This is a genomic window from Moorena sp. SIO4E2 (assembly GCF_010671945.1).
In the GTDB taxonomy this organism is placed as follows: Bacteria; Cyanobacteriota; Cyanobacteriia; order Cyanobacteriales; family Coleofasciculaceae; genus Moorena; species Moorena producens.
Window position 1 is genome coordinate 39,326 of the sequence record NZ_JAAHIE010000001.1, and the last position, 13,087, is coordinate 52,412.

Genomic DNA, 13,087 nt, shown 5'->3' on the forward strand with positions numbered 1-13,087 from the left:
GGACAGATTTTGAGAGTGAGTTCGCTTCAAGAAGCGCATCCTCGGCAACTTGTTGAGGGGGACATTGGGAAAGAAGGTAGTATGTATGACGGCAACTAGGTCTTTCCAGATTAGTGTGCACAGGCTACTGATGTTAATTTTTATAAATAGCTCAATAATTTCCTTAACTTACTGAAAAATATATTTAGGAATATACAGCAAGTTGTGAGTAATCTTATCTCTGGTAACCGAGGTAAAACAGAGACATAACTGCTGAAAATGAGCAAGGGAGATGGGCTACTCAAGTTTCTTTGGCTCCATCATCCCCCCCATCTACATCAGGGAGCAATATTACTATGGCACATCTGGTTCAGAATCTAGTTGAAACGGAAGTCGAGCAACACCAAAACAAGAGTGCAGGAGATGACCCTGTCCAGCCTCAACCTCGTAAGTATCGCCAAAGTCAGTTACAAAATATACTCAAAACACTGCAAAACACCTTAGCAATTTGTCAAACTAAGGAAGATTTGGCTGGTCAAGTGGATACTCTCAAACGCATTGGGTTAGTTCATTGCCGTTTGGGAGAGTATGCCTGGGGAATCAAGTGTCTCAAGCAAAGTTTACAAATGGCCAATGATATTGGTTCGCCCAAGAGTTTAGGCGTCATTCTTCATCATCTCGGAATGGCTTATTGCCAGACTAACCAGGATGATAAGGCATTTAAGGTTTATCTAAAAGCATTGAGGATTTTCCAAAAAACTCAAGATCATTCAGAAATTGCTAAAATCCTTAATCACCTAGGGGAAATTCACAATAGCTGGCATCAACCAGTGCTGGCTCTGAGATGCTTTCGCCAAGCCATGAAGATTTTTCAAAACTTAGGCAATTCAGTTGAGGGCGAAGGCAGAGCACTGGAAAATATAGGGGAAGCTTATACCCAGCTTGGAAGATACCGTCAAGCTCTAGCTGTCTTGGAGCAAGCCCTAAGCATTCACGAAAAAAAAACATCCTCTGGTTACTCTAGTCGGAAGTTAACTACTCTTGAGAGGATTGGCACAGTTTACTTCCGACTAGGTGAGGAACTACGGGCATTGGATTTCTATCATCAAGCTTTGGAGATTGGTCAGGAACTGAGTAAATCACTTCATCGTAACACCAGAAGCTTGGATTATATCGGAGCGGTTCACTACCACTTGGGAAATTACCCCCATGCCTTAGCCTATCACTTACAAGCCTTAAGACTTTGGCAAGAAATCGCCCATCCTGGGGAGGGGGAGAGCTTGTTCCATGAAAAGGCTGAATTCTCTCAACTCAGGACAGTTTATAACTGTCTGGGTATATCTGAGCAAGGGGTGCAGTGCAGCCAACAAGTACAGAAGATGATTATTAACTGTGGTTACCGAGTTAGTGAAGAAGAGATTAGCCAGTATCTTAGTCACGGTGGAAGGTTAAACCATAACGTAGAATGATTAATGCATGGTAGCCTAAAGACTCGTTACAATTAAAATCTAAACCCCCGATAATTCCCATTTCACGCAAATTAGAGAATTATCGATAAACAACAAAACTGTGAACTGGCAGAGCTGATTCAGCTATAAGCTGTGAAGCATCTAGTTTGATGAGACACTCTAAGCTAAATCTTGGGTTAGAGCCTGATAATTATCTTTCTTGAAAATCCACAACAACTTAAGACCAAGCAAAATTAGGAGTCAAAAGTAAGCAATGGCACAAGTAACTGAGTCACAGCAAAAAGGTATTCAACTGACAGACAAAGCTCTAAAGCACGTTTTAGCCCTGCAACAAAGTCAAGGAAAAGACCTTTACCTGCGAGTTGGTGTTCGCCAGGGAGGCTGTTCAGGACTGTCTTACATGATGGATTTTGAAGAACCTAGTAACATTCGGGAGAATGATGAAATCTTTGACTACGATGGCTTCAAAATAATCTGTGATCCAAAAAGTCTGCTTTATCTCTACGGTCTGGTACTGGATTACAGCGATGCTATGATTGGTGGTGGATTCCAATTCACCAACCCCAATGCCAATCAAAGCTGTGGCTGTGGTAAGTCGTTTAGCGTTTAGGGCATTGTTAGTTTAAAGTCTGTCAATTCAAGACTACAACCAAGGACTAGAAGACTTAGGCAGTGACGCTATAGAATTAGCTATATAGAGGTAGCGCTATAACTAGTTAGGGTGCAAGGCTTGTACCCCTACAATAGATTAGGCTTGAGCCATAGATTTTGGGGAAGTCCTAGACTAATAAGTAATTACTAATGACTAACGACTAACAGCTAATGACTAAAACATCACTATTTGGTCTGAAGGCAGATCATTTTCGTCATCCCCTAGATTTGGAAGCAACCACAGCCCTGAAACAGTTGCCAGGGATAGACTTGGTGGTGCGAAATTTACTAGGTCCTGTGGCGGAACAGTTTTTTTACCTGAACAATATTGCTGCTAGTGTCTTGGTGGGAGAAAATCAACTGCCCCATCTTCATAAACTACTCGAAGATGCCTGCACAACTTTAGATTTAGAGCCGCCTCAGCTTTATGTGCAGCAAAATCCCGCTCCCAATGCCTATACCTTCGCTATGCGGGGTAAACAGCCTTTCATTGTCTTGCACACCTCTTTAATTGATCTCCTGACACCAGAGGAAATTCAGGCGGTTATTGCCCATGAACTGGGTCATCTCAAATGTGAACATGGGGTGTACCTGACACCGCTCAATATCATGGTATTAGCGGCTAGTTTAATTCCCAATTGGGGGATGCTCATTGCTCAAAGCATACAGGAGAAGATGTTAGAGTGGCTAAGATGTGCGGAATTTAGTTGCGATCGCGCTGCTTTACTGGCTACTCAAAATCCGAGAGTGGTCATGTCTGTATTGATGAAACTGGCTGGTGGTTCGCCAACTCTGGCACCACAACTTAACCTAGATGCGTTTATTACTCAAGCTAGAGCTTACGATAGCGCTGGTGATACTGAGCTGGGTCAAGTACTCCAACAATTGCAGATCTCTCAACTGAGCCATCCCTTACCTGTACTACGGGCGCGAGAAATTGACCGTTGGGCAAGTTCTCAATCTTATCAGTCCTTGTTAAATCAGCGATTAATTAGTTATAATAAAGGAGATGCCCAAACGGGCGGGTGGCGAAATTGGTAGACGCACCACACTCAAAATGTGGCGGCCTTATGGTCATGAGAGTTCGAGTCTCTCCCCGCCCACTGTAACTAAGGGTTAGTAAACAGCTAGAGAAAATGTCGCAGAGTCTAGCAAAAACTCTTATTATTTGTTAGACTTAAATTAGGGTAACACCGACAGGGATTATTATGTAACTTAAATTAAAGCCGAAAACCAAGGGTTTAATAGTTGCGCTTAGTTCCCGGTGGAACCAAATTTGTTGAAATTTTTATGGCGCTCGCGGGATATTCCTGAGGGCTTTGGGAGATACCCCCTGGCTGAGAAATCAGCTTGCATTGGCGAGCTAGAGTTTACCTTTGGTAGATTCTGGTAGCTAAAAAGTATCGGCTCTGCACGGCGCAAACAACTGAAAAAACAGACTCAGATGCTGCGCCGGAAGCTTAAGGAAAGTCGGAAAGCACTCCAAAACCGAAACCAAGACAACCAAAATCAATACAAAAATCAACAATGGGGAAGAGATATTAATGCTCTTCCCTATTTTTGTTGTAGAATCCTGTCTAACCGCCTCAAAATATTCCTTGCAATAACCCAAACTCAGAAATACTTACCATAAACTTCATAAATCTTTATAATATTCGTGAGCAAGATACGTACCATATCATAAAATGATCTACCAGCGCCTTCAACGCAGTAAATTGGATGAGAGCGATGATGTTCTGTTCTATTCATTTCCACGGTTTGTGACTCATGTCGATGAGGGCTTTATCGATCAGCTGGTAAACCTCTACCGGGAACGACTACAACCCAACACGCGAATCCTGGATCTCATGAGCAGTTGGGTTTCTCACTTACCAGAAGACATGGAGTTTGCTCATGTTGAGGGGCATGGCATGAATCTGGAAGAATTGGTCAAAAATCCTAGACTTAATCACTACTTTATCCAAGACTTGAATCAAAACCAGCAATTGCCATTGCCTGACCAAGACTTTGATGCTGTGCTGATTGCTGTTTCAGTTCAGTATCTTCAGTACCCTGAAAAAGTTTTTGCTGAGATTCATCGTGTCTTAAAACCAGGGGGAATGGCAATTATTAGCTTTTCTAACCGAATGTTTTTTCAAAAGGCGATTCAGTCCTGGCGAGATGGGACCGAGACAAGTCGAGTGGAGTTAGTGAAAACCTATTACCAGTCTATTCCTGGATTTAGTTCGCCTGAGGTTGTTGCTCGACCATCCCCGCTTCCTACTTTTCTGCTACAGCTTGGGATCACTTTAGGCGATCCATTCTATGCAGTACTGGCTAATCGAACTACTTGAGCCTGATGAAAAGGGTTTTGTTGAGGGTAATTTTTAAGAGTCAACAGCCAAGAGTCAAGAGTCAACAAAACAGAAATTAACTAACTTAATAACTAATGACTAATTACTCATCAATTTGCCAGACATCTTGACTTAATGCTTCATCCAGAATTTTTTTCGGTCGTAATACTAGGATGAGGCGTCCCAAAAAACTAATATCAGGAGAATCTGGAAACCACTTAATCTCTAACTGTCCTGATTCTTCAACCAAAAAGTAGCTGTCCCCATCCCACTGCTGCTGTGAGCGGTCAATAATAAGCAAAATCTCTTCAGGTTTGTTATTCTGTTGAATAGGCAGCTGATTACTGTTACACAAAATCACCACTGGATCTTGTGCCTTCAAAACTACCTGCCAGCCCGGTACTGCGGCGAACATCTGCTCTCGAAGCCCCTTAACTATACTAAAAGTGCCCTTATAGTCAGTTCTAGGAACCTGGTTGAGATCAGCTATTGTCAGGGGTAAGGCACCCACTACCGGAAGCAAACGGGGCAAATCTTCTTCAGCTTCAAGGCGGTATATGGGTAATCTGGGGGCTGGACGCTGAGTGCTACCAAATGCTCCTGTGAGTAATTCTTCGATTTGTTGTCGGGCTTGTTGAGTATGAGCAAACATCAAGCCTCGGGCAATCAAACGAGAACGTTCTTGCAAATCATTGTGTTGTTTGGCAAGTTTCCAATACTGATAGGCAACAGCATCACCAGGATGATTGGTGAATCCCTCCGGTGGACGGCTTCTGCGGGAAAAGGTCTTGAGTGCTTTGGCAACTTCATGGGCTCCTTCGGAGTTCAAGTTCCTAGCAACGAGAAATTCAGCAGCAGCAGCTCGTTCCTCTTGGGTGAGAATCCGCAACTCGTACAGGGAATCGCTACCAGTACTCTCAAAACGCGATCGCACTTCATCGGACACCCCGACTGTAATCAAACTTGTGTAAACCTGAGATGCCACCATCACTTGATTCTGTTGAATTGGCTCAAACCCAGTTTCTTCAAAAATTACCTGAGAACTGTAGCCAGCTTTTTGTAGCTGCTGACAGGCTTGACCCCACTCCACCCAGTTGCGTTCTTTGCGCCGCAGTAAGGTTAATAAATCTTCAGCATTTATCTGTTCTGAATTGGTTTGAGGGTGACTTTCAGGAGAGCCTGGTGGTACTTCAGTCATGGTTTAAAGAAAAAGAAAACGAACAGTGCCATCAACGGCAATGTGTATTATATCCCGTTCGGGTTTAGTGTAGCAGGATGTCACTTTTCGAAAAAGCCTACAATAGAGATTGGGCATTAAATAAATTCTTGAAGTATAAAAGATGAAGATAGCAAGTGTAAAGGCAGCAATAATGATAAAGGTGAGGGATGGTGCATCTTTAAATTAATCCTCAAACCTAATAATTGTTAAGGAACCGCAGCCATATATAGCGTTTCTACTAGTAATGAGGTACACAGGATTTTTTCCCTATTCCCTTAACGGAAGTTCTCTATTCCCTATTACCTACTCCCTACTATCTACTCCCTAAACCCCCCAGAGCGTGGTACCTCACCTATTTAATAAATGCTATAACTAGTGTAAACTTATGACTTTTTATATCATACTTTAAACTTACCTATTACCTGCTTTTTAAGTTCTACACAACTCGATTTTTGTTTTGGATCTGTTTAACCTATTATTGTTGTTTGTTCCTCCCATAGCTGGGGGAATTATTGGCTATTTCACCAATGATTTAGCCATCAAAATGTTGTTCCGTCCCTACAGACCAATTTACATCGGTAAGCGTCAGCTACCTTTTACACCAGGTTTAATTCCTCGCAACCAGGAACGGCTGGCTAGGCGAGTTGCTGACACTATTATGGGTTCTCTGCTGACGCCAACAGAGTTACAGCGTTTGGCAAAGCGTCTGCTCCATACTGAACGTGTGGAAGGAGCGATCTTGTGGCTATTAAACCTAGCGCTAGATCAAGTCCGGTCGGATAAGCAACAGAAAACAGCTCATATTCTTGCTGGGATTCTCCGAGACTTGATCGGGGAATCGTTGCCACGTATGCTAAAAGTCTTAGCCCGTCGTAAGGATTTCCTAGAAGCCCAACTTAACCATGTTTTTGACCAGATTTTATTGGAGTTTCGACTGGATCAAGAACAAGCTCGGAAGCTTTCTGAGTGGATATTAAAAGTAGTACTACCCCCAGATATTTTGCGACAGGCAGTTATTGATTTCCTAACTGACCGCAACATTCAAATCATTGATGAAGACTTTCGGGAAAAGTCCAGTGGGACATACTGGGTAGTGGCAAATTTATTTGGTATACGCAATGCTTTGATCCGCCTGCGAAGCTTTTGCCTTGACGAAAAAGAAGCGACTAATGCTCGCATCGAAGAGTTAATTGTGGCTCTAGGAACTCGCGATCGCTTGCGGGAATGGTTGCAAAATGTTTCATTGCAAAATCTGCCTTTGTCAACAGTGAGACAACTACGGAAAACTATGCGGGATTCGGTGCGTGCTTATATTCAAGAGGGGGGTGCTGAATTTATACAAGGATTAAATCAATCTATTGACTGGGAAAAAGTGTCTGCCTTAATTGTTAATCGGCTCCGAGATTCAGCAATTATGACTACATCGTTGACAATGATTAGCAAGGAACTCGCTTTGGTTATAGAGCGCTACCTGGAGGAGGATTTGGAAAAAATTATGACTGAAGTGATTCCGATTTTATCTATTGATGAGGTGATTGTTGAACGGGTAAACGCTACTTCTCCAAAAGATATGGAAATCACGATTCAGACTTTAGTGAAAAGTGAATTACAAGCTATTGTGAATTTAGGGGGTATTTTAGGAGTGATGGTGGGACTATTTCAAACAGTGTTGCTGCTGTTGACAGGAGGAATTTAATCAGGAATTTAATCAGGATGCTCTCTAGGATTTATCCTGAGGCTGATTCTACGGAACGGGACTTTTATCCCAGTTTATGCTAAGACCGACGGCTAATGATGGATAAAAGTTTACGAGAACGGGGACCTCGGTATCTTTCGTATAGTAAAAAGTTTGGTATCATCGTTCTGAGCCAATAGAGTAAATTTAATAACCAACGATGATTAACTTTAATTTTGCCATTGAGCAGATCTACTGGTAATTCCACTAATTTAGCTAATCTGGTAAAACTTTCCTGGTCTTTTTCCTCAAAACTTTTTTCTATCAAATACTTAATACTTTTCTGGCATAAGCTAACTAATTTTTGGTGATTTGTCAAGACAATTTCAAAATACTTAATGTAAGACTCCCGCATCAGTGAGCTATTATCGGTGAGATTGAAGCGGTGTTTTCTATAATAGGCTCCGATGATTGGAGTATGGACGAATCTGACGTTCCGTTGCAGAAGTTCTAATACCCATTCTCGATCCTCACAGGCTTTCAGGCGAGTATCAAAATTTCTCTGGTCTAAGAGTTTTTTCTTGAACAGCATCGATTGCTGTAACAAGGGAAAAGGAGAATCTGCCAGAAAATCTGGACAAATTAGCAGTCGTTCGATGAGCTGTTCTTTGGTGAGAGCACCAACAACATGAGGCTTGGTTTCAATAATGTTTTCGTTTTGATCAACATAGACCCGTTCATAGTCGGAGTAAAATACTACATTATCACCAGTTCCCTCTAAACAGCTCAATTGAAATCTGATTTTATCTTCATGAATCCAATCATCAGCATCTAAGAATTGAATCCATTCTCCAGTGGCTTTATCAGCGCCAAAATTACGAGCAGACGATACCCCTCCATTGTCTTTATAAAAGTACTGTATCTCTGGGTGGTAGTGGACTAACTGATCAGCAACTTGGCGGGTATTATCGGTAGAGCCATCATCGACAATAATGCATTCAATCTGGGAAAATGTTTGCGCTAGTACACTCTTTACTGATTGTTCGAGGTACTGGGCTTTATTAAAGGTGGTGATAACTACTGAGACAGATGTATTCATGAAATAAATTATTTATACCATAGTTTAAAAGTCAGTAATGACCAAAATTTGTTGGCATTATCCGGTTGGTAGTCTTGGATCAAGTTACAAAGGTCTGGTCCTATAAACGTCTGGTCGGAAAATACTCGTTTCAGGTAATGATTTTATCGACTGACATACATCATCCCAGAGAGAATCTCTGAGCTAAGAGCCAAAAGGCGATAGCCAGCCGTACTTTGTACGCTTTTGTACCACTTCTGGAAGAAGATCTCAGAAAGTAGACCTAAGCAACCGCTTGTTTTGCGGCCAAGCTACTATCCTGACAAAAGGGTATAGCCATAGCATACTCGATGAATTGGTAATTTTAAAAGGGGGTAGGGGGTTTTAAGGCTGGTTTAATACTGGTCTTATGGGTATTATGCACTCTGATGGGATTTTGTTCAGCTATGGTCAATTTCAAATCCATGTAGAGCAGCGCATCTTGCTTGGTGATGGGTGCATCTGATGTTTGTTTGTCAAAACATCATCGATAAAGAATCCCAGGAAGTATGAAAATATAATTAGCAGTATTTTGGGGTTAGTGAGATTAAGATTTGGGGCACTAATACCCCCAATATAATGGCGTTATAATAATTGATTACTTTTTTTGTCGAAATAAACAATGAGTATAACCCTCGTAAAAAGGCCGATTTATTAACATCAATTAGCTCAACTACCTATTTTGAGCTAGAAACTGACTCGTAATTGAAATTGGCGATCGCGTTTTTACAGGCAGTTGCACAGAGGTATTGAGTATTTTCCGCAGATGTCTATTGAAATTTCAGTCCGAGCCACTTCTGCAAAAGCCGGTCTACCCTCTGACTATCTCGCCATCTGACCATCTGACCATCAGCCCCATGCACAATTTCAATGGGTGACAGCTTACTCCCTCATTTGAGTCACTTATCGTTAGTTGAGCTGATTAAGGGACAAGTCTCTTAATGTCCGATAGTCAAGGAAAAAGTTAATGTTGCCGTGGGACCCTGCGCTTTTTAAAAGCTAAGCGTGAACGGGCACCAAGACGAGGGAGTTGAGGGTTAATTAAACAACTGGTAATGTTAACTTTCTTTGTGGTATAACTGGCTTTAGGATCCAAATCAATGGTATATTTACTGAATTTGGAATCATAATTAGGTAGTCATCACTAACCCCTCGATGAGCCGCTTATCTGCACAGACAAAACCTGCAAAAGCCCTAGTAGGCGGACGCTACAAAATTATCAACCAACTGGGATCTGGTGGGTTTGGTCGAACGTTCCTGGCACAAGATATACATTTGCCAAATCAACCCCGATGTGTGGTTAAACATCTTTTGCCCCAAACCGAACAGACGGCAACGCTGCAAATGGCAAGACGCCTTTTCGATAGAGAAGCTCGATTTCTCTACCAGCTAGGTAATCATGACCAGATCCCTCGCCTACTAGCACATTTTGAGGAAGATCAGCAGTTTTATCTGGTTCAGGAATTGATTGAAGGACAACCTTTGAATCGAGAACTTGTCCAGGGTGATCCGTGTTCACAAGAGCGAGTTATTGCTTTATTAACAGACATTCTACAGGTATTGGCCTTTGTTCATCAACAACAGATTATCCACCGGGATATTAAGCCCTCTAACCTGATCCGCCGCCAAGGGGACGAGAAAATCGTGCTGATTGACTTTGGTGCTGTTAAGCAAGTCAGTAGCCAAAAGATTAATCCTGAAACCGGGGAAACTCATTTAACGGTTTCTATAGGCACCCAGGGCTATATGCCCCATGAGCAATTGGCAGGAAAGCCCCGCTTTAGCAGTGATATCTATGCTGTCGGGATGGTTGGTATCCAGGCATTAACTGGGGTTCATCCCAAAAACTTGAAGGAAAATCCCATAACTAGTGAAATTGATTGGCAACACTACGCAAAGCAGGTTAGCCCAGAGTTGGCCCATATTCTTGACATTATGGTGCGCTATGATTTCCGTGACCGTTATCGGACAGCAACTGACGCTCTAGAGGTATTGGCTAGTTTACCAACACAGCAACTGTTGTCTGAAGCTGAGGAAGAAATCCCTACTCAGGAAATTACCAGGGAAAGCCAGTCTGGGATGGAACTCCCAATTCCCGACATTAGGAACCTACCAAAAACTACAGTCCACTCGTCAATGATGACCAGGAGTCAAAGTAGAACTACGCCTCAACTTGACCTCACCGAACATTCGAGAGGTTCAGCAACTAACTTGACAACAGTATCTATTCCGCAACGATTGGTGAAGTTGGGGTTAATTACTGTATCGATAACTATCTTGGGGGTCAGCTTGCTGCTGTGGAAAACTTTTCTATCTGCTCAACCGACTGGTGAAAATACTGACTATAAGACTGACTATAAGACTGACTATAAGACTGACTATAAGACTGACTATAAGACTGAGGCTACGGTTACAGAAGAGCAATTTTTAGAGGAAGCTGAGCAGTTGCGGAAATCTCGACAGTACCAGGAAGCTCTCAAACTATACGACCAAGCGATCGCTAAAAAAGCCGATTTTGCGGAAGCCTATTGGGGCAGATGCTACAGTCTGAATAAACTCCAAAAGCCGGAGATGGCAATTGTTGCTTGTAATGATGCCTTACATTTCAAACCTAACTATCCAGAAGCTGTGTGGAGCCTTGGTCAAGCCTTTGACCAACAGCAAAGGTCTGTAGAAGCCCTTAGACTCTATAACCAAGCCCTTACTCTCAAGCCAGATTTAACGGAAGCTTGGCTTTCACAGGGAATAACCCTCCAAAAGTTGGGTCGTTCTGTTGAGGCGATTACGGCTTTGGAGAAAGCGATCGCACTTCAACGAAATTTGGCAGAGGCTTGGATGACTAAGGGGGAAGCTCAGATGACACTAGGACGCTTTAATCAGGCAATCACTTCTTTAAATAAGGCACTCCAGATTGAACCTAACCACCGGAATGCCCTGAAGCTACGTCAGCAGGCACGGAAGAAACTGCAACGCTAAATTCAGTAGTTCCAAAACTCGACTCTCGGATCATCTGCATCTGTAGTCCTACTTTGAGGAATTGGTATTACTTTACCGATTTGCCTACACTATCGATATTTTCTCTTATTTCCCAACAGGTCTAAGCTCGGTCTAATTAAGAATTAACCATTAACAATAACAATTACTAAAAATTACACAATAATTAATAATTAATAATTAATCTTAACAATTAATCGGTAACGATGAAAATGACCAATCACCGCTGTAATTGTTAAGTAATGTGACGAACTTTTGTTAAGGTGTATTGCAACTTGACCCCAAATATTAGGGAAGCTTCAGATCACAGGAAAGTCCATGATAGTATGCATTGCGTAGCTTAAAAAACCATGGGAGAAAACATGCCAGCACTAAGGGTTGCAGTAGTTGGTTCGGGACCAGCAGGTTCTTCTGCTGCCGAGACGTTAGCTAAAGCAGGAATCGAAACCTATTTGTTTGAGCGTAAGCTGGACAATGCTAAGCCCTGTGGTGGTGCGATTCCACTATGTATGGTGAGTGAGTTTGACCTGCCACCAGAAATTATTGACCGGCAAGTGAGAAACATGAAGATGATCTCACCGTCTGATCTTGAAGTTGATATCCATATAGAAAAGGAAAACGAATATATTGGGATGTGCCGTCGCGAGGTGCTTGATGGGTTCATGCGCAATCGTGCGGCTGAGTTGGGGGCTAACTTAATTAATGGCACCGTTTATAAACTCGATATTCCCACCAGTAACTCTCAACCCTATACCATCTATTATTCTGACCATTCTGATGGCAGTGTCAAGGGAACCCACAAAACCTTGAAAGTAGATGTGGTGATTGGAGCTGATGGGGCAAATTCCCGGGTTGCCAAAGCAATTGATGCTGGGGATTACAATTATGCGATCGCTTTCCAAGAGCGCATCAGTTTGCCAGAGAACATGATGAATTACTACCAAGACCTGGCAGAAATGTATGTGGGTAATGATGTCTCTCCTGATTTCTACGCCTGGGTCTTCCCTAAATACGACCACGTTGCTGTTGGCACCGGCACTATGAGGGTCAACCAATCCCTGATCAAAAAGCTACAAGCAGGGATTCGCGCCCGTGCGGCTAAAAAACTTGTGGGTGGAAAAATTATCAAAGTGGAAGCCCATCCGATTCCTGAGCATCCCAGACCTAGACGTGTAGTTGGTCGGGTAGCTTTGGTAGGTGATGCTGCTGGAACAGTAACTAAATCCTCTGGGGAAGGGATTTACTTTGCGGCTAAATCAGCTCGCATGTGTGCTGAAACCATTGTGGAAACCTCTAATGGCGGTAGCCGTATCCCCACAGAGAGTGACCTCAAGCTTTACCTGAAGCGCTGGGATAAGAAATACGGCATGACCTACAAAGTCCTAGATATTCTACAACGAGTTTTCTATAACTCCGATGCTAGCCGAGAAGCCTTTGTAGAGATGTGTGCTGACAAGGATGTGCAGCGGCTGACTTTCGATAGCTATCTCTATAAAACCGTTGTACCTGCTAATCCTCTTATCCAAATGAAGATTACAGCGAAGACAATTGGTAGCTTGTTGCGGGGCAATGCCTTGGCTCCCTAGAACTTGATCAATTTTTGATCAGAATTAGCCAACTGACTAACGGTGAGAAAGCTTACCCCCGGCT

Annotated in this window: 9 protein-coding genes and 1 tRNA gene; 8 read left to right on the forward strand and 2 right to left on the reverse strand. The window is 42.7% G+C overall.

Annotated elements, in window-relative coordinates; genetic code table 11:
• Positions 1-335: 335 nt before the first annotated feature.
• The 5 genes from F6K37_RS00180 to F6K37_RS00200 all read left to right on the forward strand — a co-directional run bounded on the left by F6K37_RS00180 (position 336) and on the right by F6K37_RS00200 (position 4,432).
• Positions 336-1,448: a tetratricopeptide repeat protein gene (locus tag F6K37_RS00180; protein WP_008185754.1), complete on the forward strand. Its 1,113-nt coding sequence runs from the start codon at positions 336-338 to the stop codon at positions 1,446-1,448.
• Between the two features lie 253 nt (positions 1,449-1,701).
• Positions 1,702-2,058: a HesB/IscA family protein gene (locus F6K37_RS00185; RefSeq protein ID WP_044493591.1), complete on the forward strand. Its 357-nt coding sequence runs from the start codon at positions 1,702-1,704 to the stop codon at positions 2,056-2,058.
• Positions 2,059-2,270: 212 nt separating this feature from the next.
• A complete protein-coding gene (locus F6K37_RS00190) occupies positions 2,271-3,140 on the forward strand; it encodes a M48 family metallopeptidase (RefSeq protein ID WP_071986898.1) in 870 nt (289 codons plus the stop codon).
• A tRNA-Leu gene (locus F6K37_RS00195) sits at positions 3,119-3,202 on the forward strand. Before F6K37_RS00190 ends, F6K37_RS00195 begins: the two co-directional genes overlap by 22 nt.
• Before the next feature lie 582 nt (positions 3,203-3,784).
• Entirely contained in the window at positions 3,785-4,432 is a 648-nt protein-coding gene (locus F6K37_RS00200) for a class I SAM-dependent methyltransferase (RefSeq protein WP_008185750.1), read from the forward strand.
• A 103-nt stretch (positions 4,433-4,535) separates the two neighbouring features.
• Here F6K37_RS00200 and F6K37_RS00205 read toward each other — a convergent pair whose 3' ends face one another.
• The gene (locus tag F6K37_RS00205; protein WP_008185747.1) at positions 4,536-5,630 is read right to left on the reverse strand and encodes a RuBisCO accumulation factor 1; all 1,095 of its coding nucleotides are present in this window, start codon (positions 5,628-5,630) and stop codon (positions 4,536-4,538) included.
• Positions 5,631-6,108: 478 nt separating this feature from the next.
• On the opposite strand from F6K37_RS00205, the gene F6K37_RS00210 reads away from it, so the two are divergent.
• Positions 6,109-7,347, forward strand: coding sequence for a DUF445 domain-containing protein (locus F6K37_RS00210; RefSeq protein ID WP_008185745.1), 1,239 nt, complete (start codon positions 6,109-6,111; stop codon positions 7,345-7,347).
• Between the two features lie 79 nt (positions 7,348-7,426).
• Here the strand turns inward: F6K37_RS00210 and F6K37_RS00215 are convergent, their stop codons facing one another.
• Positions 7,427-8,425 carry a glycosyltransferase family 2 protein gene (locus F6K37_RS00215; protein WP_008185744.1) on the reverse strand — a complete coding sequence of 333 codons (999 nt, stop codon included), beginning with the start codon at positions 8,423-8,425 and terminating at the stop codon, positions 7,427-7,429.
• Positions 8,426-9,598: 1,173 nt separating this feature from the next.
• On the opposite strand from F6K37_RS00215, the gene F6K37_RS00220 reads away from it, so the two are divergent.
• Both F6K37_RS00220 and chlP read left to right on the forward strand, forming a co-directional pair.
• Positions 9,599-11,419, forward strand: a complete 1,821-nt coding sequence (locus F6K37_RS00220) for a serine/threonine-protein kinase (RefSeq protein WP_008185740.1) — start codon at positions 9,599-9,601, stop codon at positions 11,417-11,419.
• Between the two features lie 368 nt (positions 11,420-11,787).
• Positions 11,788-13,023, forward strand: a complete 1,236-nt coding sequence (gene chlP / locus F6K37_RS00225; protein ID WP_008185738.1) for a geranylgeranyl reductase — start codon at positions 11,788-11,790, stop codon at positions 13,021-13,023.
• The last annotated feature ends 64 nt before the right edge of the window (positions 13,024-13,087 follow it).

Bases quoted from the DNA above. Each gene is read 5' to 3' on its own strand.
- F6K37_RS00180 (WP_008185754.1), top strand. From the start codon at position 336: ATGGCACATCTGGTTCAGAATCTAGTTGAAACGGAAGTCGAGCAACAC.
- F6K37_RS00185 (WP_044493591.1), top strand. From the start codon at position 1,702: ATGGCACAAGTAACTGAGTCACAGCAAAAAGGTATTCAACTGACAGAC.
- F6K37_RS00190 (WP_071986898.1), top strand. From the start codon at position 2,271: ATGACTAAAACATCACTATTTGGTCTGAAGGCAGATCATTTTCGTCAT.
- F6K37_RS00200 (WP_008185750.1), top strand. From the start codon at position 3,785: ATGATCTACCAGCGCCTTCAACGCAGTAAATTGGATGAGAGCGATGAT.
- F6K37_RS00205 (WP_008185747.1), bottom strand. From the start codon at position 5,630: ATGACTGAAGTACCACCAGGCTCTCCTGAAAGTCACCCTCAAACCAAT.
- F6K37_RS00215 (WP_008185744.1), bottom strand. From the start codon at position 8,425: ATGAATACATCTGTCTCAGTAGTTATCACCACCTTTAATAAAGCCCAG.
- F6K37_RS00220 (WP_008185740.1), top strand. From the start codon at position 9,599: ATGAGCCGCTTATCTGCACAGACAAAACCTGCAAAAGCCCTAGTAGGC.
- chlP (WP_008185738.1), top strand. From the start codon at position 11,788: ATGGGAGAAAACATGCCAGCACTAAGGGTTGCAGTAGTTGGTTCGGGA.